Raw genomic sequence first — 22063 nt, forward strand, 5'->3', positions numbered from 1 at the left:
CGCTCAGCGCGAGGCGTTGGTGCCGGCGAGGTCGTGAACCCTGCCCGGCGCGCCCTTCTCCAGCGCGCTGCGGAAGGCCTCGGGAATCTCCCGCTTAGCGAGTTCGGCGGTGACACAGACGTAGATCGTTTCCGCGGTGGCCAGTGCCGTGCCATCGGTGGCGCGCAGGAAATCCGTGCGCAGGCGGAATGAGGTCGTTCCGATGTGGCTGACGTGGATGTCGGCTGCAATGATCTCGTCAAAGCGCGCCGGTGCGCGCCACTCGATGCTCTGGCGCACCAGCTGGTAGTCGAGCCCTCCCTGCACGAAGTCTTCGGCGAAGCCCAGTGCGCGGATGAATTCGGTGACGGCAACATCGATGTAGTCGCCGTAGCGGGCGTTGAAGACGACGTTCTGGGCGTCACAGTCGCCGTAGCGAACGCGCAGCAGGCAGCGATAGGGGGCTGCGCTCATCTGCGACGCTCCGTGCGTCGCGGCGCGGACTGAAGGATCATAGTTTGCATGCAAAGCTCATTTCGAAAGCGGTTGCGCATCCTGCCGCAGCTGCTGGTGCTGTTGCTAGTCGCGGCCTGCGGCAGCGGCTACGAAGGGCCACGTCTACCACCCCTGGGTGCGGACGCGACCATTCTCGCTTTCGGCGATAGCCTGACCTACGGCACCGGTGCGGAGGCGGATGAAGCCTATCCGGCGCAGCTGGAGCAGCTGTCCGGCCGCGAGGTCGTCAATGCCGGTGTGCCCGGCGAGACCACTGCCGAGGGCCGCGAGCGGCTTCCGGGTGTGCTCGAAGAAACCGACCCGGATCTGGTGCTGCTCTGCCTGGGCGGCAACGACATGCTCCAGCGCAAGTCGCGCAGCGCGATGGTGGAGAATCTACGCGCGATGATCGAGTCGATCGAAGCGCGCGGTATTCCGCTGCTGCTGATCTCGGTACCCGAGTTCAAGGGACTCTCGGTGACGCCGCAGCCCGTCTTCGCGGAGCTGGCGGCCGAGTATCAGCTGCCGCTGGCGGAGTCGACGCTTGCCGATGTGATTGGCAAGGGCCGCCTGCGCTCGGATGCCATCCACCCGAACGCGCGCGGTTACCGGCTGGTCGCCGAGGATCTGCACGATCTGCTGCGCGCGGCGGGTGCCTTGCGATGAGGTCGCCACATGGCGACGCGGTGAGATCACTGGCGAGAGAGATGCCATGGAGCAGGTAACACGCAATGTTATCGGCCGGCTGGATATTCGCGAGCAGCTGGAGCTGGCGCAGCACATCTCAAATTTCGGTGTTTACCATCTCGACCGCGAAGGCCGTATCCGGAGCTGGAACCCGGGGGCAGTGAAGCTGACTGGGCTGAGCGCCGATGCCGCGATCGGCGCGCCTTACGCGCAACTCTTTCATGAAGACGGCCGGCGCAACAATCAGCCGCAGCAGGCCCTTGAGTTCTGCCGTGCCTATCAGCATCTGCGCGAAGAGCAGATGCGCGCCAGGGCGGACGGCAGCTTTTTCACCGCCGATGTGTCGATGGATCTGGCGCGCGCCGACAGCGGTGAGATCCGGGCCTTCGTGGAAGTCTTCGAGGACATCACCGAGGCCAAGCAGAGAGAAGAGGCGCTCTATCGGCAGGCGACGCGTGACGCCCTCACCGGCGTAGCCAACCGCGGGCATTTCGGCGAAGTGGCCGGCAAGGAGATCGAGCGCGCGCTGCGCTTCCATGAGCCCTTGTCCATGGCGCTGCTCGACATCGACCACTTCAAGCAGGTCAACGATACCTACGGACACGAGCCCGGCGATCGCGCGCTCATCGCCTTTGCGCAGGAGACCGAGGCGAATGTACGCAGCATCGATCTCCTTGGCCGCATTGGCGGCGAGGAGTTCGCGCTGATGCTGCCGCGCGCCAATGCCAGCGCGGCCGCCGAGATGCTGCAGCGCCTGCGCCAGGTCGTCGCAGCCATCCGGGTGTCGGCGGACGTCGGTCAGGTCTTCGGCTTCACGATGAGTGTGGGGGTGTCAGAGCTGCGTCCGCAGGCGCGCAGTCAGAAGGATCTTCTGCGCGAGGCCGATGCGGCTCTCTACCGGGCCAAGCGCGAGGGGCGCAATCAGGTGCAGATCTGGCGCGACTACGAGCCGCAGCGCCCGCGGCGCTGAGTCAAGTGACGCTCGCGCCGGACAGCCAGCCTGGCAGCTCTGCGATGCTGGCGATGACGCCGTCCGGCGTGGTCTCGGAGCGCGCGACGAAGTCCGCGCGATACTTGCCGGTTTGCACCAGCAGCCCGCGCATGCCGGCGGCCTGGGCCCCGCCGATATCGCTGTCGACGTCATCGCCTACCACGACGACCTCGGAGGGCGGGCAATCGAAATCGCCGGCAGCGAGATTGAAGAAGGCCGCATCCGGCTTGCCGACGACCGTTGCCGCGCGGCCGGTGGTTGCCTCCAGCGCCGCGACGTAGGCGCCGATATCGAGGCGCAGGCCGTTACCTGTCTGCCAGAAGCGGTTGCGGTGCAGCGCCACCAGCTCCGCGCCCTGCATGAGGGCGGCGAAGATGCGTTCCAGCAGCTTGTGATCCCAGCTGGGACCGATGTCGCCGATGAGCACGCAGTCGGGCGTGGCCGTGTCGATGGCCCAATCGGCAAAGACCGGCCGGATGCCGTCACCGACAACGGGCCAGATGCGTCGGGCACCGCTGCGTTCGAGATGCCGCCGCGCCGCGCTGACCGCGCTGAAGATGGCGGCGTCGGCGACCGGCAGCCCCATGTCGCGCAGTTTCCCGCCCAGGGCTTCTGGGGTCCGTGTGCTGGTATTGGTGATGAAGCGCAGGGGAATCTCCGCTTCGCCCAGTGCCTCCAGGGTTTCGGCGGCTCCCGGCAGCGCTTGATCGCCGACGTGCAGCACGCCGTCGATGTCCAGCAGCAGACCTCTGGCACTGTTAGGCGTCGATTTCACCTTCATGACCGCTGCGACGCAGGATGCGTGCCAGCGGCGCTACTGCAGCGCGTGGCGCCGCAGGGTGTCGATATCCACAACCTCGAGCGTGGCTTCGTGACAGGCGCTGGGCACGATCGGCGGGGCGACGCCGGCTTCGACGGCCTCGGCCCAGCGCGCTGCGCACAGGCACCAGCGGTCGCCGGGCTGCAGGCCGGGAAAGCCCATCTCGGCGCGTGGCGTCGACAGATCATTGCCCTGCGCACGACTGAAGGCGAGGAACTCCTCGGTCACGATCGCACAAACGGTATGCAGGCCGGCGTCGCCGCGGCCGGTATTGCAGCTGCCATCGCGGTAGAAGCCCACCGGCGGGTCGTTGCAGCAGGCGACGAGGGCGCCGCCAAGAATGTTGCGTGCCGGCGAATTGCTCATGCCATGTGTCCAGAAGGCTTTGACCCATCATGCCAGTGCGGTAGGCGCGGCGTTGTGCGCTGCCTGGGCGTCCGGGCGCTCGCGTTAGTGCAGCGCATCATTCAGGCTTGGCGTTACATGCGCCATCTGCTCACGGATCCAGAGACTCCGGCGCAGCACATGTTCGTCCGGTGGTTCGGCTTTCCAACGCCGTGGTGCCGGAAGCACTGCCGCTAGTCGAGAGGCCTGATTGGCATCGAGTGTCGCGGCGCTGTGCTCGAAATAGTGCATCGCGGCCGCCTCGGCGCCGAAGACGCCGGGCGCGAGTTCGGCGATGTTCAGATAGATCTCGAGGATGCGCCGCTTTGGCCATAGCAGCTCGATGAGTACCGTCAGGCCGGCCTCGATGCCCTTGCGCGCGTAGCCGCCTCCCGGCCAGAGGAAGAGGTTCTTGGCAACCTGCTGGCTAATGGTGGAGGCGCCGCGCTGCGGTCCGCCGTCGCCGCCTTCCCGGATGGCGTCGCTAATGGCCGCGAAATCAAAGCCGTGATGACGTGGAAAGTTCTGATCCTCGGAGGCGACCACGGCCTGGGCGAGCACCGGCGCGATAGCCTCCAGCGGGGCCCATTGCTGGCGAACCGGCTGTACCGGGCTCTGCAGCATGAAGGCGGTCGTCGGCGGCGGCACCCAGCGCATTGCCGCGATCGCAACGACGGGGGTCGCCAGCAGCAGCAGAGCGGCAATGAGCAGCTTTCGCCGGATGCCGCTTCGGCGCCGCCGGCGGCTCATGTCACCCCGTGTCGCGGTGTATCAACGCCGATCGGGAGGCGGTGATCATTTGGCGTCATAACCCACAAGACCCTCGCGATAGCGCCGCCCATTATCGACATAGTGTTCCGCCGAGGCCGCGATCGCGGCGCGCTCCTTGTCGCCGCACTCGCGCACGACCTTGCCCGGCGCACCCATGACCAGGGAGCTGTCGGGAATTTCCTTACCCTCGGGGATGAGGGTGCCCGCGCCAATGATGCAGTTGCGCCCGATCTTCGCGCCGTTGAGCACGATGGCGCCGATACCGATCAGGCTGTTGTCCCCGATGCTGCAGCCGTGGAGCATCACCATGTGGCCCACGGTGACGTTCTCGCCCACCCGAAGCGGGAAGCCGGGATCGGCGTGCAGCACGCTGCCGTCCTGGATGTTGCTGCCGGTGCCGATGTGCAGCGCTTCGACGTCACCGCGCAGCACGCAGTTGAACCAGACGCTGGCGCCGGCTTCCAACCGGACGCGGCCGATGACCGTGGCATTGTCGGCGACGAAGACATCGTCGGCCAGCTCGGGTTGGATATCGTCGATGGTGTAGAGCAACGCGAGGCTCCCTGTTGGACAATGCCTTGTACTATGCCATTGCGCCTGAGCGCGCAGGGGGAAGCATGCAACTGCAGAACCGGGTTGTCTGGATCACGGGCGCTTCGGGCGGTATCGGCGAGCAGCTGGCGCTTCAGGCATCGCAGGCCGGGGCGCGGTTGGTGCTCAGCGCGCGACGGCAGGACGAGCTGGAGCGCGTGCGGGCTGCTTGTGCGAATCCGGGGCAATGCGCGGTACAGCCACTCGACCTCGCAGATTTCGACGCTGATTCCGCGCGCGAGCAGGCCGAGGCTTTCTTCGGCCCCATCGACATTCTGGTTAACAACGCCGGCATTTCGCAGCGCAGCCTGATTGCCGATACCGATATGGCTGTGTATCGACGACTGATGGAGCTGGATTTCTTCGCGGTGGTGGCGCTTTCCAAAGCCGTGCTGCCCGGCATGGTCGCGCGCGGCGGCGGTCATGTGGTGATCGTCAGCAGTGTTGTCGGCTACATCAGCTCGCCCCTTCGCAGCGGCTATTCCGCAGCCAAGCACGCTCTGCACGGCTTCTTCGATTCGGCCGCGGCGGAGTACTGGGACGTCGGTGTGCGCTTCACGCTGGCCTGCCCAGGCTTCGTTGCCACGCAGGTTTCGGCCAACGCGCTGACTGGTGATGGCAGCTCGAACGGGCGCGTCGAGGCCAGCACCGCAGGCGGCATGGACCCGGCCGAATGCGCGGCGCGCATCTGGAAGGCCGTGGCCGCCGGGCGCTATGAATTGCTGATGGGGCGGGAGCGCGTTTACGTTTATCTCAAGCGCTTCCTGCCGGGGCTCTTCGCGCGCTTGTTGCGCCGCGCCGAGCAGCGCTGAGCCGTCGCTATACTGGCGTTCCAGCTTTTCCCCTCGAGGACTCCGAAATGGCCATCTATGATCATTACGTACTGCCCGTCGTTCTCGACTGCTGCTGCGGCATGAAGCCGATTCAGAAAGAACGGGCCGGACTGTTGCCGCGGGCGCGTGGACGGGTTCTGGAGATCGGCATTGGAACCGGCCGTAATTTTCCCTTCTACGCGCCGGAGCAGGTGTCCTCGCTGATCGGCCTGGATCCGGCCGAGCAGATGAACGCCAAGGCGCGCAAGCGCGCCGCGGAAGCCGGCATGAGCGTTGAGTTGATGGGTGTTTCGGCCGAAGGTATTCCCGCCGAAGACAACAGTTTCGACACTGTCGTCTGCACCTTCTCGCTTTGCACGATTCCGGATCCGGTCGCCGCGCTGCACGAGATGCGACGGGTACTCAAGCCCGAAGGCGAGCTGCTCTTCTCCGAGCACGGTCTTGCTCCGGAGCCGAAGGTGCAGCGCTGGCAGCACCGTCTCTCGCCGGGGTGGAGCAAGATTGCCGGCGGATGTCAGCTGGACCGCGACATTCCACAGCTGCTGGATGCAGGCGGATTCGCCATCGACGAGATGCGCGAGGGCTACCTCAAGGGGCCGAAGCCCTGGACTTATGTGCGCACCGGCTGGGCGCGCGCCGCCTGAGAACCCTCAGCTGCGGTCGCGGCGCAGCAGGAAGAGGAAGACTTCGTCCATCCCCTTCATGTCCATCGCGCCGAGCACCGTGTCGTCGTCGACGCGGCGGAATACGTCATGGATAGGGCGCTGGTCGTAGCACATCGTCGCGCTGATCTTGCCGCGAAACTCGGTCATGCGCAGCCGCGCCTTCGAGCCACTGGTAGCCATGAGCGGTTGAATGAGGCGGAAGGCGCGTGCTGAGGCGTCGTTGTTGAGCTGCGGAAAGCGCAGACCTAGCGCCAGCGGCATCAGCGCCGGATTGACGCGGCGGATACCGCCACCGGCCGTCGAGAAGAGCAGGGGATGCACGTTGTCGGCATCGACGAATTCCTTGCCGTACCAGCCGAAGCGCTCCAGTACGCCGTCCAGGGCGTGGCCGGTACTGAAGCCGTCGCCGCGCCAGCGGCCGATCATGGCGTCGCAGTCGACCGGATCAAGGCTGTCGTAGAAGGCGAAGGCGGCCTCGGCGGATTCCCGTCCGGTGCCGAGTTGCTCAGTGGCGTCGAAAGCCATGCGCGTTCTCCTGATGAGGCCTACATATTACGCCGGTACTCGCCCCCCACCGCGTAGAGGGCGTGGCTGATCTGCCCGAGGGAGTAGTACTTCACGGCCTCCAGCAGCTGGTCGAAGGTGTTGCGGCGCTCGGTGGCCGTGCGCTGCAGCTCGGGGAGCACCTCGCCGGCAATGGCGTTGCGCGCGGCCCGGAAGCCCTCGACGTTGCGGATCTGCTGCAGGCGTTCCTCCTCGGTGGAACGGATCAGCTCGATCTCGGTGGTGATCTCGCCGCCGTGGTCCTTGGGCAGGAAGGTGTTGACACCGATGAGCGGGAGCGAGCCGTCGTACTTCTTGTGCTCGTAGTGCATCGACTCGTCCTGGATCTTGCCGCGCTGGTACATGGTGTCCATCGCACCCAGCACGCCGCCGCGCTCGCTGATGGCCTCGAACTCCTTGTAGACGGCCTCTTCCACCAGGTCGGTCATCTTGTCGATGAAGTGGCTGCCCTGCCAGGGGTTCTCGCAGAAGTTGATGCCCAGCTCCTTGTTGATGATGAGCTGGATCGCCACGGCACGGCGCACCGATTCCTCGGTGGGCGTGGTGATCGCCTCGTCGTAGGCGTTGGTATGCAGGCTGTTGCAGTTGTCGAGCAGCGCGTAGAGGGCCTGCAGCGTTGTGCGGATGTCGTTGAACTGGATCTCCTGCGCGTGCAGCGAACGGCCGGAGGTCTGGATGTGGTACTTCATCATCTGGCTGCGCGCCGAGCCGCCGTAGCGCTCCTTCATCGCGCGCGCCCAGATGCGGCGCGCGACACGGCCGATCACCGAGTACTCCGGATCCATGCCGTTGGAGAAGAAGAAGGAGAGATTCGGCGCGAAGTCGTCGATCTTCATGCCGCGCGCCAGGTAGTACTCGACGATGGTGAAGCCGTTGGAGAGCGTGAATGCGAGCTGGCTGATCGGGTTCGCGCCGGCCTCGGCGATGTGGTAGCCGGAGATGCTCACCGAATAGAAGTTGCGCACCTCCCGTTCCACGAAGGCCGCCTGGATATCGCCCATCATGCGCAGCGCGAACTCGGTGGAGAAGATGCAGGTGTTCTGCGCCTGATCCTCCTTGAGGATGTCCGCCTGCACGGTGCCGCGCACCACCGCCATGGTCTCGCGCTTGATGCGCTCGTAGGTCTCGGCGTCGACGACCTCGTCGCCGGTCACGCCCAGCAGGCCGAGGCCGAGGCCGTCGTTGCCCTCGGGCAGCTCGCCGCAGTATTCGGGGCGCGGCGTGTCCTTGTAGACCTCCGCGATCTTCTTCTCGGCGGCCTCCCAGCGCTTCGGGTCCTCGCGCAGGTACTTCTCGATCTGCTGGTCGATGGCGGTGTTCATGAACATCGCCAGGATCATCGGCGCCGGACCGTTGATGGTCATCGACACGGAGGTCGTCGGCGCACAGAGATCGAAGCCCGAGTAGAGCTTCTTCATGTCGTCCAGCGTGGCGATGGACACACCGGAATTGCCGACCTTGCCGAAGATGTCCGGGCGCTCGGCGGGATCCTCGCCGTAGAGGGTCACCGAGTCGAAGGCCGTCGAAAGCCGCGCAGCTTCGCCGCCCTGGGAGAGGTAATGGAAGCGGCGATTGGTGCGCTCCGGCGTACCCTCACCGGCGAACATGCGGGTCGGATCCTCGCCGGCGCGGCGATAGGGGTAGACGCCGCCGGTGTAGGGGTAGGCGCCGGGCAGGTTCTCCTTGAGCAGGAAGCGCAGCTGTTCGCCCCAGTCCTTCGTCTCGGGCGGAGCGATCTTGGGGATCTGCTGATGCGATAGCGATTCGCGGTAGTTTTCGACCTTGATGGTCTTGTCCCGCACGGTGTATTCGGCGACCTCCTCGGTCACCGCCTTGTAGCGCTCGGGCCATTCGCGCAGCGCCTGCAGGGCGTCGGCGTCGAGGCTGTCGATGGCGTCCTGATAGCACTGGCGCAGGCGCAGCAGGCTGCGGTCACCCTCGTCCTGCAGCGCATCGCGCTCGTAGCCGGCCAGCGGCTCGGGCAGCTTCGCGTCCTCCAGGCCGGCCAGCGCAGCGTGGTAGTGCTGCGCGCGCGCGGCGGCCTCGGCCTGTTCGTCGACCCGGCTGTTGGTCGCGCGGCCGCTCTCGGCGATCTCGGCAAGGTAGCGGTTGCGCGCGGCCGGAATCAGCACGGTTTCGCGCGGTTCCTTGAGGCTGGTGTCGACCGCCGGTGTCCACTCCTCGGCGGGCAGCTCGAGCCTCTCGCGCAGCAGCCGGCACAGCTCGGCGAACATCCAGGTGATCCCCGGGTCGTTGAACTGGCTGGCGATGGAGGGATAGACGGGGACCTCGTCGTCGGCAAGCGAGAAGGCCGTGCGGTTGCGCTTCCACTGTTTCTTGACGTCTCTGAGCGCGTCCTCGGCACCGCGGCGGTCGTACTTGTTGAGCACCACCAGTTCGGCGAAGTCGAGCATGTCGATCTTCTCGAGCTGGCTGGCCGCGCCGTAGTCGCTGGTCATGACATACATCGGGAAGTCGACCAGATCGACGATCTCGGAGTCGCTCTGGCCGATGCCGGCGGTCTCGACGATGACGAGGTCGAAGTCCTGAGCGCGCAGGAAAGCGATGGCGTCCTGCAGCATGGCCGTGGTGGCCGCGTGCGCGCGGCGCGTGGCCATCGAACGCATGTACAGACGCTCCGAGCGCAGGCTGTTCATGCGGATGCGATCGCCCAGCAGCGCGCCGCCGGACTTGCGCCGCGTCGGGTCCACGGCCAGCACGGCGATGCGCTTGTGCTCGAAAGCGCCGAGAAAGCGCAGCATGAGCTCGTCGACCACCGACGACTTGCCGGCGCCGCCGGTGCCGGTGATACCCACCACCGGCGTCTTGCCGCCGGCGAGCTGCCATTGGCGGTGCAGCTGGGCGCGCTCCTCCTCGGAATGGATGCCGTCCTCGATGGTGGACAGGGCCGTGGCCAGGGCCGGATCGTCGGCGCAGGGCTGACCCAGCGCCTCGGCCGTCGGCGGCGTATAGCCGCGCGCGGACCGTGCGTCAGCCGTGCGCTTCACGAGATCGTCGATCATGCCCTCGAGGCCGAGCTGCGCGCCGTCGTTGGGGTGGTAGATGCGCTCGACGCCCTTGTCGTGCAGCGCCTTGGCCTCGTCCGGCGTGATGGTGCCGCCGCCGCCGCCGAAGACGCGGATATGCCCGGCACCGCGCTCTTCCAGCATCTCGACCATGTAGGCGAAGAACTCGTTGTGGCCGCCCTGGTAGCTGGACAGCGCAATGGCGTCGGCGTCCTCCTGGATGGCCGCGCGCACGATGTCCGCCACCGAGCGGTTGTGGCCGAGGTGGATCACTTCGGCGCCTCTGGCCTGGATCATGCGCCGCATGATGTTGATGGCGGCGTCGTGGCCGTCGAAGAGGCTGGCGGCAGTAACGACGCGCAACGGGCTTTCGGTGGGCTCGGTCTGGGCTTTCTGGTCGTGCTGGCGGGCGGCGGCAGTGGTCATGGCGTACTCAAAATGAATCTGTATTCAGAATTGTGAGTATGCGCGCGTCGCCGATCATCGTCCAGCCACTGGTGAAGCAGGCTGATCGACGTCGTCGTCCCTGAAGATTCCCTCATGAGGCCGCGTCCGGCGTCATAGCCGTGCGGTTCGGCAGGGTGAGCGGCAGTAACGCGGCCAGGATTTGGGCCCAAAAAGCGATGATCCAGCGCATCAGCCACCGTAGGTTGTAGCCGGCAGCGGCCAGCACCGGGTTCATGGCATCGCCGAGCGCGCCCTTGAGGTGGCAGCGTCGCATGCGGTTCTCTTCCTTGAGGTGCCCGATGGTGGGTTCTACGGCCTGTCGGCGTTTGAGCAGGCGTTTCTGGCTGGGTGTCAGGGTCTTGGGCTTGCCGCGATGGATGACGGCGACGCCTTCAGGTTGGCGACCGCGATAGCCGAGGTCGACGATGGCGGTGGTTGGTGGGATGCCGGTGAGGATTTCGGTCTGTTCCAGATGCTCGGCCAGGGTGTCGCCGTCATAGGGATTGCCGGGGAAGCTGCGGGCGCCGACGATGAGGCCTTGCTTCGCGGTGATGGCGATGCCGGCCTTGACGCCGAACTCGTAGGGCTGGCGGGCCTTGCCCTTGCCAATGCACTCGACTTCCGGGGCGTGCAGGGCGTAGAGCTTGTGCTTGTCTTTCTTCTGCTGGCTGCGGATGCGCTCGGCGCGCGTCAGCAGGGTGGCGAGCTTCTGCTGTTGCTCGGTGGTGGCCTTGCGCTGGATATCGCGGATCAGCCGGCCAACGAGGGTGCGCTGCTTGCCCAACACGCGCCGCAGGCGCTTGTACTGCTTGGCATGCGCGTAGCCGCCGGCGCGGCGGCGCAGGCTGGGGCCGATGCGGGCGTAGCTTTGCCGCAGGCCGATGCCTTCTGCCTGGGCGGCTTGGACGAGCTTGCCTCGGGCAATCTCCAGCAGGCGGCTGTCGGTGGGATAAGCCACGGCCTTCTCCTGCACGGTGCTGTCGATGACCACGCGTTCCAGATCCCGAGGCCGGATGGCCTTCATGGCCTTGGCGGCTTCGATGGTCTGGGCCAGCAGCTCTTCGACACCGGCTTCGCCGAGGCGCTGGCGGAAGCGGGTCAATGAGGAGGGGTCGCAGGGCAAGGTGGTCTGAAAGTAGACCTCGCCGCAGAAGTGCTGCCAGTAGGGATTCTCCAGCCAGCGGGCACAGACCTGTTCGTCGGACAGGTTGTAGGCGTGCTTGAGATACAGCAGGCCGACAACCAGGCGCATGGGCAGCGCCGGGCGGCCCGCACCGGCCGGCTCCGGTGGCAGCACGCCGGAGAGCCGCTCGGCGATGGCCTCCCACGGCATCTTCTCGGCCAGCTTCACCAGCGGGTGCTCATTCCCGATCATCTGATCGAGCCGCGCCCGAAACAGATCGTCGCTTCGTCCTTCGGGGCCTTCGCAGGCCGCAGGCTTGTGGCGCATCAGCAGGCGTCCAAGTTTTGCAAGGTTTCGAGGCCCATTATCGCCGTTGCTGGCGATTTCGGAAAGCAGAAATCTCTGATTTCTCGCGCCTGGTCAATGGGTTGCGGATTGTTCAGGGCCGACGACGTCGCGACTCCGGGGATGGCGATCCGGCGCTGCGCCGGTGGAAGGCGAGCCCGTCTAGCCTTCGGCCGTATTCGGCGCCTGCCGCTGATGGCCGGATTCTTCCTGCACATCGCGCTCGTGGATGGCGTTTCGAATCTGGTCGAGATTCTCGCGCAGTATGTCCGCGACCAGCGCGTCGGTCCGCGGATCGTTGAGGATCTCGAGCACGACGCTCAGCGAAGTATCGGCGCTGACCTGGGCGACGTCGCGATAGAAGGGCAGGCGTGAGAGATAGCCCGTGCGCGAGTCCGCTGCTACCTTTTCCAGGATGGTTTTGGTCAGCGTCTGACGGTTGGCTTCGAGCGCGCGCGAGATGTTCTGCGTGTAGTGCCCCTTTTGCAGCACGTCAGCGACCTCGCCGATGATCGCAACCGTAAGCGGGCGCTTGATCATGCCGATGACCATGCCGAGTACCCGGCGCACGACGCGGTAGACGACCTCTTCGCCGAGCGCTCTGTCAGCTGCTCGGCCCAGTCGTGAGAGCAGGATGACCACCCGGATCACGCGCAGCAGCCGCAGCCCGCGCAGCGCCGGATCTGAGACCGGGATCATGCCCAGCACTTCGTACCAGCGACGTGCCGGGAAGCTGAGTTGCCAGCTCGCTTCGCGCCAGCGGAACAGAAACTCGACAAGAAAGATGCTGCAGACGACGTAATCGCCGATGACGACCCAGCGCATTGTCTCCTCGGAGACGTCGCCGAAGGTCGCCCAGCTCAGCACCACCACCGAAATCAGCGCCAGAGCCAGCATCAGCCAGTCGATCAGTCGCACGCTCTCGCGCCCGAAGACGGCGTTGAAACTCGGGTCCTGTGCGCTGGGCGCCGCTTCGGAAGCGTCTTGGGATGGTGCGGACACGGTTTGGCCTTGTTGTGCTTTGCTGGGCACGCTAGGGCGACGCTGCCGGGCGGTCAAGCGCGGCAGCACTCGGCCTTCGAGTCGGAAGGCCGCTGCGGGCACGAGTGTGCAGGCAGCGGTGCGCTCCCGCCGGCAGACCCTGCGCATGTCGCGAAGTCTGGGTAGTTCGCCTGCGAATTTCGCGCATCAATCGCGAACGTGCTGGCCGCATCTTCCGGCCGGACGCCGCGCTAAGCTACCGCCGAATACTGCGAGGATCCAGCATGACTACGCATCGTTGGGACGTCGCCATTATCGGCGCAGGTACCGCCGGCATGGTCGCCTATCGCGCCGCCACCGCCCATGGCGCAAAGACGCTGCTGATTGAGGGCGGCGTTTACGGCACTACCTGCGCGCGCATCGGCTGCATGCCTTCCAAGCTGCTGATCGCCGCAGCCAATGCCGCGCACGGGGCGCGTGAGGCGGATGGCTTCGGTGTGCAGATCCCGGAAGTGCGCATTGATGGTCCGGCCGTCATGCGGCGCGTGCGGGCCGAGCGCGACCGCTTCGTCGGTTTCGTCGTCGAAACGGTCCAAAGCTGGCCGCAGGCGCACCGCCTGCATGCCTACGCTCGCTTCGAGGCACCGGGCGCGCTGGCGCTGTCCAATGGCGACCGCGTCGAGGCGGCGCGTGTAGTCATCGCTACCGGCAGCACGTCGCAGTTGTCCGGCCCGCTGGGTGCGCTGCCGCGCGAGCGCCTGGACACCAACGAAACGATCTTCGAGTGGCCGGATCTGCCCGAGTCGGTGGCGGTATTCGGCACCGGAATCATTGGCCTGGAGCTTGGCCAGGCCTTGCACCGCTTGGGTGTGCGTGTGCACGTCTTCGGGCGCAGCCGGCGCCTTGCCGGCATTACGGATCCTGAAGTCGCTGCCCAGGCGCGGACCATCTTCGGCCGAGCGTTTCCATTGGTGCTCGAGAGCGAACTCCTCGATATCACCGACGAAGGCGAGGCCTTCAGCGTGCGCTGGCGCGACGACGAAGGCGAGCACAGCGAGCGCTTCGCACGCGTGCTGGCCGCGACCGGTCGTGCGCCGAATGTCGACGGCCTGAACCTGCAAGCCGCCGGTGTGCCGCTGAATGACGAGGGTCTGCCGCAGTTCGATCCGCTGACAGGGCAGTGCGGTGATAGCCCGGTCTTCATCGCCGGCGACGTCAACAACGAGAAACCGCTGCTGCACGAGGCCGCCGACGAGGGTCGCATCGCCGGCGACAACGCCGGCCGCTGGCCCGACGTGCGGCGGGGGTATCGCCGCACGCCACTATCGGTGGTCTTCAGCGAGCCGCAGGTGGTTGCGCTGGGGCAGTCCTTCCGCGCGCTCTGCGAGTCGGGCACCGATTTCGCGGTGGGTCAGGTCGATTTCGCCGGCCAGGGTCGCGCGCGCGTGATCCGCGAGAATGCCGGTCTGCTGCGCGTCTACGGCGCCCACGACAGCGGCCGGCTGCTGGGTGCCGAAATCATTGGCCCGCGCGCCGAGCATCTGGGCCATCTGCTGGCCTGGTCGGTTCAGGCGGGGCTTACGGTGGACGATGCGCTGGCGATGCCCTTCTATCACCCTGTCGTCGAGGAGGGGCTGCGCACGGCACTGCGCGATCTTGCCCACGCACTGAAGAAGGGGCCGGCGCCGGTTCCCGGCTGCGATATCGACGGCCCTGGCGGCTGAGCGTCGCCCGAGCTGATAATGTCGGCCTGTCGCCCGGGGTACGGGCAGCTCACCATATCCAGCCAGGACCGCTGCCATGCTGAAGAGTCTCGATCTCCCCTTTGAGAAGCGCGCGTCGGACAATATGCTTACGGCGGGCCAGCCGGATGCGGAGCAGTTCCGCGCGGCGGCCGATGCGGGTGTCCAGCACGTCATCAATCTGCGGCCGATTCCGGAGCAGGGCGAGGACCAGACGTCGATGGTCGAGGACCTGGGTATGCGCTATCACCATCTACCCATCGCCAGCGAGCACGACCTCAATCCACATACCGTGGCCATGCTCGACGGACTGCTCGGCGAGATCGGCGACAAGCCCACCGTCTTCCACTGCGCTTCGGGCAATCGTGTCGGCGCGCTGCTGGCGCTGCGCGCGGCCTGGCATGAGGGCAAGAGCGCCGAGGAGGCGCTCGAGATCGGTCGCGCCACCGGCATGACGAAGCTGGAGCCGGCGGTGGCACGGTTGCTGCAGCAGGGCAGCCCCCAGCAGTAGGCGCGCATGACTACGGCACCGCGAGCGGCGCGCGCGCTGCGCGTGCCCCACACCCTGGTACTGCTCTTCGGCATGATGGTGGCGGCCTGGGCGATGACCTGGCTGCTGCCGCAGGGAGTGTTCGAGACGGCGCAGAACGAGGCCGGCCGCGCCATCGTTGTTGCCGGCACCTACGAGACGGTCGACGAGCGGGTGCGATTGTCTCCGCTGGCACTGCTGACGGCGATTCCGCGTGCCATGGCGGACGCCGCGCCCATCATCTTCTTCGTGCTCATCGTCGGTGGGGCCGTGGGCACGCTGCGCGCCAGTGGTGCCATCGACGCCGGGCTGGGTCGGGCGCTCCATCTGCTCGGCGCCCGCCCGGGCTGGCTGATCAGCGGCGGTGTGACACTCTTCGCGATCGCTTCGGCCGCTCTGGGAACTTCGGCTGAATACATCCCGCTGGTCGCAATTCTGGCGGCGTTGGCGGTCAGCCTGCAGTTCGACCGCATGACCGCGGTAGGCATTGTGCTGGCCGGCTATGGCGCCGGCTACGGCGTCGCCTTTCTCAACCCCTTCACGGTTCTCGCCGCGCACGAGGTGGCCGAGCTGCCGCCAGGCTCGGGCATGTGGTATCGCTTGCTGCTCTTCGTGCCCTTCGTCGCCATCGGCGTGCACCACGTCTGGCGCTACGCCGCGCGCGTGCAGGCCGATCCGACGAAGAGCCTCGTTGCCGGTCTGCCAGCCAATATCGAGCCGGTCTCCGAGACGACCGCGCTTACTTGGCGGCACCGCGCCTGTCTGCTGGCCACCGCGGCGGCAGTAGGGCTGCTGATCTGGGGTATCGGCTCGCAGGGCTGGTACCTGAACGAGTTGACCGCGACCTTCTTCGGGCTGGCCGTTGCCATCATCGTCATAGGCCGGCTCGGGGCCAGTGACGGCGCCACGCATTTCGTCAACGGTGCGGCCGAGCTGGTGGGCACCGCCCTGCTCATTGGCTTCGCGCGCGGCATTAGTCTGCTGCTTGAGGATGGCCAAGTGCTGCACAGTATCGTGCACGGACTGTCCATCCCGCTGCAGATGGTGGGCGAGCACGCCGCGGCCGTGGGTATGCTGCTGGTGCAGACGCTGCTCAATCTCTTCATTCCATCTGGCAGCGGCCAAGCCTACGCCACCATGCCGATCATGGCGCCGGTCGCCGACATCGTCGGCATCCCGCGCCAGGTGGCCGTACTGGCCTTCCAGTTCGGCGACGGCTTCTCGAATATCGTCGTGCCGACGAATCCGGTGCTGATGGGGATCCTGGGCGCGGCCGCCATTCCCTACGGCCGCTGGTTGCGCTTCGTGCTGCCGTTGCTGGCGAAGTGGCTGGTGGCGGCGGCTGTGGCGTTGGTGGTGGCTGTGATGATTGGGTATCAGTGAGTTTGCGGTGGCAAATTCGTAGACGTTGTCCACCTCCACTTTTAAGGCCGTATCGACCCGGTTTCGCTTGCGGATTCCGCGCCGGGTACCTCAGAGCTACCGGATGTTCCCGCGCGATCGGTGCGGGTCACTTTGGTTACGGCCAAAGTGACCAAAGCCATGGTGCCCGCCGGGTGGCCTGCCGCGGGTGAGCCCGACCGAAGTGCCGGTCGCACTTCGCAGTGGGCGAACGCCCGGACAAGGAGGTCCGGGCCGGGTCACTTAGCGAGGCAGGAGCCGAGCTTAGTGACAGCGGCAGTTCGGCAGTAACGCTTGTGCCGGATAGCCCCTGTGTTCCGGAGCGCGAAGATCGCCGCAGTCACTAGGCTCGGTCATCCAGACCTCGCCAAGTGACCCAGGCTGGGCCTTCCATGGCCCAGCCGTAATCCGCGCTGCGACTTGCCACCGGCAAGTCGGTCGCGGATCACCCCTCAAAGGGCACAAGTCGTTCTGGCTCACCGCTTCGCGGCATCGCTGTTGGCCTATAGCGCCGTGCCGCTGAAGTCGAAGCGTAGGCCGAGATAGAGCGAGCGGCCGGGGCGGGGCGCGACATCCTTGAGGAAGGACGTGGCGTCGCGCCGGGTCTCGTCGAGCAGGTTGCGGCCGCGGGCGTAGAGGGTGACTTCGCCGGCGGTCGTGCGCAGCGTGTAGCCGATGTCGGCGGATAGCAGGTCGTGGGCCGGGGTGCTCGTCTCCAGCGGTGCGGTGCGGTCCTGCTCGGTGACGCGGGTGTAGGCGAGGTTGAGCGAGACGGCGCCGATGCGGCCGTCGGCGCCGATGCCGACGCGCGCCGGTGTGATGCGCGGCAAATTCTCGTCGTCGTCGCGTAACCGCCCGCGCACCAAGTCGCCGAAGGCGCGGACACCGAGCCCGTAATCGCCTGCGTCCAGCACGGCGAAACGCGTCTGCGCCTCGGCGCCGAAGAGTTCGGCGTCGCGCTGGCGATAGTCGAGCAGCAGCAGCTCGCCGTCCGGGTCGAAGTTGCCTTCTTCGTCGACACGGTCCGCTTCGCCGTCGCTTGCGGGCGTACCGCTGCCGTCGGCGTTCAGGCCTTCGTCGACCTCCTCGGCGAAGATGTAATCGTCGATGCGGTTGTAGAAGGCGGTCAGCTCCCAGGTCCAGCGTCCTTCGTCGCGGCTCAGGCTGACGTCGATGTTGTTGGCCGTCTCGGCGTCGATGTCGAGGCTGCCGCGCTCGAAGGAGCTAGTGGCGATGTGCGGGCCGAAGGCGTAGACCTCTTCGATGGCCGGTGCGCGCTGGGCACTCTGTGCATTGACACGCAGATGCAGGTGCTCGGAAATCAGGAAGGCGGTGCCGGCTGAGACGCTCCAGGTGGTGAAGTCGGTCCCCGGTTGATTGCCTTCGGGATCATGCAGGGTGCGGTCGACGCGGCCGCCGAGCTCCAGGCGGTGCGCACCGAAATCCCGGCCTTCTACGAGAAAGAGTCCCGCAGCGCGGGTGTCGGTGGGCGGCACGAAGGCTTCCTCGCCGATGGCCTCGAATTCGCGTTGGCGTAGCTGGGTTCCGGCCACACCGACCCAGTCGCCGAGCGGGACGTGCTCCATCTCGATGCGGGCTTCACGCTCGTCGACGTCGAAGATCGTGCCGACTTCGCCGCTGCCCTCGATCTCACGGTGCTCGTAATCGTTGACGCCGATGCGCGTCTCGGCGCGCGTGAAGCCGGGCAGGGGGTCGTAGAGCAGGCCGCGCAGATCGACGCGCGTCTGTTCCAGGTCGATGCGCACGCCGTCGTGGCCATGCGCTTCTTCCTCATGTCCGTGTTCCTCTTCCTCGTGGTCGTGCTCGCCTTCTTCCTCATCGTGCGCCTCCTCGTGGCCGTGGCCGGGAACGCCGTAGTTGGTCGTGAAGTGGCTGACAGCGGCGCCGAGCATGCCGCGATCGACCACCCAGGCTGCCGAGGCGCCGAATCGCTCGGTGTCGAGCTTGCTGTTGTCCAGAATGCCGCTGCTCTCTTCGGCTTCGTGCGCGTGTTCCTCGTGCTCTTCCTCTTCGTCGTGTGCGTGCTCGTCGTGCAGCTCGCGTTCGGCGGGGCCCGGAATCTCGAAGTTGTCGGCATCGCGTCGCGAGTAGCTCGCGCCGAACTGCCAGGAGCCGATGCCGTAGCCGGCACGCAGCGCGCCGTTCGTTTCGTCGGCGTTGTCGCCACGCGAGATATCACCGCGCAGGCGCAGCCCGGGCGTCACCATATTGGGCAGGCGATCGTCGATGACATTGACGACGCCGGCTGACGCACCACCACCGTAGATAAGCGTGGCGGGCCCCTTCAGAACCTCAATGCGCTCTGCCGATAGCGGGTCCACCGCGACGGCATGGTCGGCGCTAATGGAGGACGCGTCCATGGTGCTCAGGCCATTACTGAGTACCTGCACCCGCGCGCCACTCTGGCCGCGAATAACTGGTCTGCCGACACCGGGGCCGAAGCCAGCGTTGGAAATGCCGGGTCGCTCGGAAAGGGCGTCGCCGATGGTGCCTTGACGCTGGCGTTCGAGCGCCTCGCCGGACAGTACGTCAACGGGCTGTATGAGCTCTTCGGCGTTCTGGCGAAAGGGGCTCGTGACGACGATGGTTTCGAGCTGGGCCGGCTGCCCCTCTGAGCTTTCGGCGCCGAGCAGGGGGGCGTGCAGGGTATAGGCTGTCAGCGCGATGGCTGACAAACCGAGTGCTTGAATTCGGGACATGGGCTTCGATCACGGTTGCTTCCAGAGCGGGACGCCGCCGCGGGGGCTGGCGTCGTGGTTATTCCTTGTGTGGGAAGGAAGGCCCTGGCGGTCCTCGGATCGAGCAGATCGCCTCGTCACGGCGCGGGGTAACCGGGGCAGGCTCCAGCTCTGGCGCCTCACAGCTGCGAGGTGCCAGGGCGAGCTGTGCTGGCTGCATGACCGGCCCGCTGCCGGATCGCTCGGCATGCAGACAGATCTGGCAGCTGAGATCTTCTGCCGGCACCACATGCTCGCTGGCATGCCCCAGCATCAGCCACTGACTGAGTATCAGGGCCATCGCCAGCAGCAGCGTTCGCGTGGGGTTCAGGGACATGCAGTTAGCGATGGGACAGGGGCGCGTTGGTCCAGCGAAGCATGAAGAGTTATACCATAACATTACAACGTAATCGCCGCCGGTGACGGTGACGCAGTACTGTCATGGGGCGCAGCGCTCGCGGCAAGCGAGCCTCACTCTCACTCCCTCGCGATCAGGTGCAGAAGCTTGCCGTTGGCGCTGTCGGTCAGCAGATAGAGTGCGCCGCCGGGCCCGCTCTTCACCGTTCGGATGCGCCCGAACTCGTTACTGAAATGGCGCGCAACTTCCTCAAGGCGTCCAGCTTCAATATCCCAGCGCAGGCGTGACAGTAGCTGCGCCTTGAGTGCGCCCACTATCAGGTCACCCTGCCAGTCGGCGGGCATGGCGCCGTCGCGCGCGATGAAGGCCATGCCGCTGGGGGCGATGGAGGGCTTCCAGTAGAGGGCAGGCTGCGCCAGGCCCTCGGCTGCCGGTGGGCCGATTTCGCCGCCGCTGTAGTGGCGGCCGTAGGTGATCTCGGGCCAGCCGTAGTTGGTGCCGGCTTCAAGAATATTGATCTCGTCGCCGCCGCGCGGGCCGTGCTCGTGCGTCCAGACCGCTCCGGTTTCGGGATGCAGCGCCATGCCCTGGATGTTGCGATGCCCGTAGGTGAAGATCTTCGGGTCGCCGCCGCCCTCGGCGAAGGGGTTGCCCGCGGCCGGGCTGCCGTCTTCGTTCAACCGCAGCACCGTGCCGACGTGATTGCTCGTGTCCTGTACAGCCGCATTGTTCTCGGCCTCGCCGATGCCACGGTCGCCGATGGCTACGAACAGATGTCCCGCATCATCGAAGACCATCCGGCCTGCCATATGCCGCCCGCCCCGGTGGCAGGCATTGGCGCGCAGGACTTCCTCAGCCTCGGCCAGCCGCAGCGTGCCGTTGTTGTCGATCAGCCGCGCGCGCGTCACGGCAGTGGTAGCGCCGCCTTGTGCGCAACGGCTGCCGTAGGAGAGATAGAGCTGACGGTTCTCGGCGAAGTTGGGGTGCAGCAGCACGTCCAGCAGTCCCGACTGGTTCTCTGCGAAGACCTCGGGAACGCCGGAGATGGGCACGCTGACCGTGCCGTCGGTGGAGACGTGGCGCAGTTGCCCGGAGCGCACCGTTACCAGCATGGTGCCGTCCGGCAGAAAGGCGAGGTCCCACGGATGGTCGAAACCCTCGGCGAGCGTTTCCACTTGTAGCTCTGGTGCCTTGACGGACTCGGCTTGCGCGTGGACGGCGACGCCGCCGCCGCCGCCGCCAGCGGAAGCGCCATTGCAGGCCGAGAGCAGCAGCGTGATCGCCGGCAGAAAGCGGAGCATGGGGTTTCTCCATCGTTTGATATCGGTCATAGGGTGCCGTAGATGCTCGGTCAATACACGTCTGTCGGCCTTAGGTCACCGAATGGAAGGCAGGACACCGTGATATAGGCGCGAGAAAAGCTATGCTGCGCGCAGCCAACCTGGAGTCCCAAGAAGATGATCGACGACCTCGGCAACCTCGGCATTCTCGGCATCATTCACCTGGTGATCGTGATCTGGGCGGTGCTGCACATCGTTCAGAGTGGCGCTTCGCCGTTGGCGAAGGCGCTGTGGGTTGTCTTTGTGCTGCTTCTGCCGCTACTGGGCGTCATCGTCTGGTTCTTCTTTGGCCCACGGAGCCGCTGATGACAATGCGCACTGCGTTGTTACTGTTCGTGTCGGCGTTGCTCGCCGGCTGTGGTTCACAGAACGACGCCGTCGACATCACGCTGGGCGATAGCGCAGGCAGCGGCCCTGCCGGAATCTATGAAGCGAGACTGTCTTCCAGCACCGAGAATCGCGAGGAAGACTGGGTCTTCGTGCTGGCGCCACGGCGGCCGATGGGTGAAGACCCACGTATCGCCGGCTACATGCCGGCTGACCCGCAGCGCGTGATGGTGGGGCGCTACCGGCGCGGTCCGGGACAAACGCTGACCGGTGCGCTACGCCTCTACGACGTCATTGAGGTCGAGCGCCCCGTGCTCGACGAGGAAGGCGAGGAGACGGAGGAGACCGAGACCGTGCTGCGGCGACGTGTGCGCCCCTTGAGTATCACCGGCATCTTTAGCCCGGCCGAGAGCCTGAGCGTCTTCTTCTCGGGCCAGGGCGGGAACGACGCCGCTGACGCTGGCGATGGCAGCATCAGCGGTAGCTATCGGGAGCGGCTCTCCGAGCGGCCCAGTAGGCAGGAGCGGATGGTCAGCGGTTGGCGACGCACCGACGAGTTCGGCTCGGATGTCGTGACCTTTAACATCGGGCCGGATGCCGGCATTGCCGGCAACGCGCCGGACCCGGTCTCAGAGCAGCTGTGCCGCTACGATGGCCGCTTCGCCCTGATCAATGCCGCCTTCAACATCTACGAGATCAGCTTCGACCAGAGCCAGTGCGGCGGCGACCCCGACGCCGACGAGGCGCCGCCGCTGCGCACGATGTTCGGGCTCGCATTCCTAGACGACTTTGTGCGCGAAGAGGACGAAGAACTTGCGCGGCCGCGCGAACTGGTCTTCATCATGGGGTCCGCCCCGATTGAGGACGGCAGCGCTGAGGCACGGGTCTATGAGCTGCGCCGGCGGACCGGTCTCTAGGGAATACTC

General features: G+C 66.2%; 21 protein-coding genes. 9 read left to right on the forward strand and 12 right to left on the reverse strand.

The window, feature by feature from the left end; all coding sequences use genetic code 11:
• Positions 1-3: 3 nt before the first annotated feature.
• Positions 4-453 (reverse strand): acyl-CoA thioesterase, encoded by a 450-nt coding sequence (locus U743_RS05515; protein WP_043766189.1) that lies wholly within the window; start codon positions 451-453, stop codon positions 4-6.
• A gap of 48 nt (positions 454-501) precedes the next feature.
• Between U743_RS05515 and U743_RS05520 the strand changes: the two genes are divergently transcribed.
• Positions 502-1140: an arylesterase gene (locus U743_RS05520; protein ID WP_043766191.1), complete on the forward strand. Its 639-nt coding sequence runs from the start codon at positions 502-504 to the stop codon at positions 1138-1140.
• Positions 1141-1186: 46 nt separating this feature from the next.
• On the forward strand, positions 1187-2131 hold the full coding sequence (locus U743_RS17965; protein ID WP_052367573.1) for a sensor domain-containing diguanylate cyclase: 945 nt from the start codon (positions 1187-1189) through the stop codon (positions 2129-2131).
• A gap of 1 nt (position 2132) precedes the next feature.
• Here the strand turns inward: U743_RS17965 and U743_RS05530 are convergent, their stop codons facing one another.
• From U743_RS05530 to U743_RS05545, 4 genes are all read right to left on the reverse strand, one after another.
• Complete coding sequence (locus U743_RS05530; RefSeq protein WP_043766193.1) at positions 2133-2933, reverse strand: TIGR01458 family HAD-type hydrolase; 801 nt, start codon at positions 2931-2933, stop codon at positions 2133-2135.
• Positions 2934-2966: 33 nt separating this feature from the next.
• The gene (locus U743_RS05535) at positions 2967-3338 is read right to left on the reverse strand and encodes a DUF2237 family protein (protein WP_043766196.1); all 372 of its coding nucleotides are present in this window, start codon (positions 3336-3338) and stop codon (positions 2967-2969) included.
• An 84-nt stretch (positions 3339-3422) separates the two neighbouring features.
• The gene (gene mtgA, locus U743_RS05540; protein ID WP_043766199.1) at positions 3423-4106 is read right to left on the reverse strand and encodes a monofunctional biosynthetic peptidoglycan transglycosylase; all 684 of its coding nucleotides are present in this window, start codon (positions 4104-4106) and stop codon (positions 3423-3425) included.
• A 45-nt stretch (positions 4107-4151) separates the two neighbouring features.
• The gene (locus U743_RS05545; RefSeq protein WP_043766201.1) at positions 4152-4679 is read right to left on the reverse strand and encodes a gamma carbonic anhydrase family protein; all 528 of its coding nucleotides are present in this window, start codon (positions 4677-4679) and stop codon (positions 4152-4154) included.
• 65 nt (positions 4680-4744) lie between these two features.
• On the opposite strand from U743_RS05545, the gene U743_RS05550 reads away from it, so the two are divergent.
• Entirely contained in the window at positions 4745-5530 is a 786-nt protein-coding gene (locus tag U743_RS05550; protein ID WP_043766204.1) for an SDR family oxidoreductase, read from the forward strand.
• Positions 5531-5577: 47 nt separating this feature from the next.
• Positions 5578-6195, forward strand: a complete 618-nt coding sequence (locus U743_RS05555) for a class I SAM-dependent methyltransferase (RefSeq protein WP_043766208.1) — start codon at positions 5578-5580, stop codon at positions 6193-6195.
• A gap of 6 nt (positions 6196-6201) precedes the next feature.
• On the opposite strand, the gene U743_RS05560 is transcribed toward U743_RS05555, so the two are convergent.
• The 4 genes from U743_RS05560 to U743_RS05575 form a co-directional block, all read right to left on the reverse strand.
• The gene (locus U743_RS05560) at positions 6202-6741 is read right to left on the reverse strand and encodes a DUF4334 domain-containing protein (protein WP_043766211.1); all 540 of its coding nucleotides are present in this window, start codon (positions 6739-6741) and stop codon (positions 6202-6204) included.
• Between the two features lie 20 nt (positions 6742-6761).
• Complete coding sequence (locus U743_RS05565) at positions 6762-10232, reverse strand: methylmalonyl-CoA mutase family protein (protein ID WP_043766214.1); 3471 nt, start codon at positions 10230-10232, stop codon at positions 6762-6764.
• 112 nt (positions 10233-10344) lie between these two features.
• Positions 10345-11703 carry an IS5 family transposase gene (locus U743_RS05570; RefSeq protein ID WP_052367386.1) on the reverse strand — a complete coding sequence of 453 codons (1359 nt, stop codon included), beginning with the start codon at positions 11701-11703 and terminating at the stop codon, positions 10345-10347.
• Between the two features lie 180 nt (positions 11704-11883).
• Positions 11884-12723, reverse strand: coding sequence for an ion transporter (locus U743_RS05575; protein WP_198021948.1), 840 nt, complete (start codon positions 12721-12723; stop codon positions 11884-11886).
• 263 nt (positions 12724-12986) lie between these two features.
• On the opposite strand from U743_RS05575, the gene U743_RS05580 reads away from it, so the two are divergent.
• The 3 genes from U743_RS05580 to U743_RS05590 all read left to right on the forward strand — a co-directional run bounded on the left by U743_RS05580 (position 12987) and on the right by U743_RS05590 (position 16356).
• The gene (locus U743_RS05580; RefSeq protein WP_043766216.1) at positions 12987-14426 is read left to right on the forward strand and encodes a dihydrolipoyl dehydrogenase; all 1440 of its coding nucleotides are present in this window, start codon (positions 12987-12989) and stop codon (positions 14424-14426) included.
• 76 nt (positions 14427-14502) lie between these two features.
• On the forward strand, positions 14503-14955 hold the full coding sequence (locus U743_RS05585; RefSeq protein ID WP_052367574.1) for a beta-lactamase hydrolase domain-containing protein: 453 nt from the start codon (positions 14503-14505) through the stop codon (positions 14953-14955).
• A gap of 6 nt (positions 14956-14961) precedes the next feature.
• A complete protein-coding gene (locus U743_RS05590) occupies positions 14962-16356 on the forward strand; it encodes a YfcC family protein (protein WP_043766217.1) in 1395 nt (464 codons plus the stop codon).
• 521 nt (positions 16357-16877) lie between these two features.
• Here U743_RS05590 and U743_RS05595 read toward each other — a convergent pair.
• The 3 genes from U743_RS05595 to U743_RS05605 form a co-directional block, all read right to left on the reverse strand.
• Positions 16878-19094, reverse strand: a complete 2217-nt coding sequence (locus tag U743_RS05595) for a TonB-dependent receptor (protein WP_084191384.1) — start codon at positions 19092-19094, stop codon at positions 16878-16880.
• A 58-nt stretch (positions 19095-19152) separates the two neighbouring features.
• The gene (locus U743_RS05600; protein ID WP_043766222.1) at positions 19153-19449 is read right to left on the reverse strand and encodes a hypothetical protein; all 297 of its coding nucleotides are present in this window, start codon (positions 19447-19449) and stop codon (positions 19153-19155) included.
• Positions 19450-19589: 140 nt separating this feature from the next.
• Positions 19590-20771 (reverse strand): PQQ-dependent sugar dehydrogenase, encoded by a 1182-nt coding sequence (locus tag U743_RS05605; protein WP_043766226.1) that lies wholly within the window; start codon positions 20769-20771, stop codon positions 19590-19592.
• 156 nt (positions 20772-20927) lie between these two features.
• Here U743_RS05605 and U743_RS05610 point away from each other — a divergent pair, with 156 nt between their 5' ends.
• Both U743_RS05610 and U743_RS05615 read left to right on the forward strand, forming a co-directional pair.
• A complete protein-coding gene (locus tag U743_RS05610) occupies positions 20928-21116 on the forward strand; it encodes a PLDc N-terminal domain-containing protein (RefSeq protein ID WP_043766229.1) in 189 nt (62 codons plus the stop codon).
• Positions 21116-22054, forward strand: coding sequence for a hypothetical protein (locus U743_RS05615; RefSeq protein ID WP_043766232.1), 939 nt, complete (start codon positions 21116-21118; stop codon positions 22052-22054). The genes U743_RS05610 and U743_RS05615 overlap by 1 nt, the downstream gene beginning before the upstream one ends.
• Positions 22055-22063: the final 9 nt, after the last annotated feature.

The organism is Algiphilus aromaticivorans DG1253 (assembly GCF_000733765.1).
Lineage (GTDB): Bacteria > Pseudomonadota > Gammaproteobacteria > Nevskiales > Nevskiaceae > Algiphilus > Algiphilus aromaticivorans.

What these genes read in the sequence shown, in the direction of transcription:
- U743_RS05515 (WP_043766189.1), bottom strand. Translation starts at nt 453, where the DNA reads ATGAGCGCAGCCCCCTATCGCTGCCTGCTGCGCGTTCGCTACGGCGAC.
- U743_RS05520 (WP_043766191.1), top strand. Translation starts at nt 502, where the DNA reads ATGCAAAGCTCATTTCGAAAGCGGTTGCGCATCCTGCCGCAGCTGCTG.
- U743_RS17965 (WP_052367573.1), top strand. Translation starts at nt 1,187, where the DNA reads ATGGAGCAGGTAACACGCAATGTTATCGGCCGGCTGGATATTCGCGAG.
- U743_RS05530 (WP_043766193.1), bottom strand. Translation starts at nt 2,933, where the DNA reads ATGAAGGTGAAATCGACGCCTAACAGTGCCAGAGGTCTGCTGCTGGAC.
- U743_RS05535 (WP_043766196.1), bottom strand. Translation starts at nt 3,338, where the DNA reads ATGAGCAATTCGCCGGCACGCAACATTCTTGGCGGCGCCCTCGTCGCC.
- mtgA (WP_043766199.1), bottom strand. Translation starts at nt 4,106, where the DNA reads ATGAGCCGCCGGCGGCGCCGAAGCGGCATCCGGCGAAAGCTGCTCATT.
- U743_RS05550 (WP_043766204.1), top strand. Translation starts at nt 4,745, where the DNA reads ATGCAACTGCAGAACCGGGTTGTCTGGATCACGGGCGCTTCGGGCGGT.
- U743_RS05555 (WP_043766208.1), top strand. Translation starts at nt 5,578, where the DNA reads ATGGCCATCTATGATCATTACGTACTGCCCGTCGTTCTCGACTGCTGC.
- U743_RS05560 (WP_043766211.1), bottom strand. Translation starts at nt 6,741, where the DNA reads ATGGCTTTCGACGCCACTGAGCAACTCGGCACCGGACGGGAATCCGCC.
- U743_RS05565 (WP_043766214.1), bottom strand. Translation starts at nt 10,232, where the DNA reads ATGACCACTGCCGCCGCCCGCCAGCACGACCAGAAAGCCCAGACCGAG.
- U743_RS05570 (WP_052367386.1), bottom strand. Translation starts at nt 11,703, where the DNA reads ATGCGCCACAAGCCTGCGGCCTGCGAAGGCCCCGAAGGACGAAGCGAC.
- U743_RS05580 (WP_043766216.1), top strand. Translation starts at nt 12,987, where the DNA reads ATGACTACGCATCGTTGGGACGTCGCCATTATCGGCGCAGGTACCGCC.
- U743_RS05585 (WP_052367574.1), top strand. Translation starts at nt 14,503, where the DNA reads ATGCTGAAGAGTCTCGATCTCCCCTTTGAGAAGCGCGCGTCGGACAAT.
- U743_RS05590 (WP_043766217.1), top strand. Translation starts at nt 14,962, where the DNA reads ATGACTACGGCACCGCGAGCGGCGCGCGCGCTGCGCGTGCCCCACACC.
- U743_RS05595 (WP_084191384.1), bottom strand. Translation starts at nt 19,094, where the DNA reads ATGTCCCGAATTCAAGCACTCGGTTTGTCAGCCATCGCGCTGACAGCC.
- U743_RS05600 (WP_043766222.1), bottom strand. Translation starts at nt 19,449, where the DNA reads ATGTCCCTGAACCCCACGCGAACGCTGCTGCTGGCGATGGCCCTGATA.
- U743_RS05605 (WP_043766226.1), bottom strand. Translation starts at nt 20,771, where the DNA reads ATGCTCCGCTTTCTGCCGGCGATCACGCTGCTGCTCTCGGCCTGCAAT.
- U743_RS05610 (WP_043766229.1), top strand. Translation starts at nt 20,928, where the DNA reads ATGATCGACGACCTCGGCAACCTCGGCATTCTCGGCATCATTCACCTG.
- U743_RS05615 (WP_043766232.1), top strand. Translation starts at nt 21,116, where the DNA reads ATGACAATGCGCACTGCGTTGTTACTGTTCGTGTCGGCGTTGCTCGCC.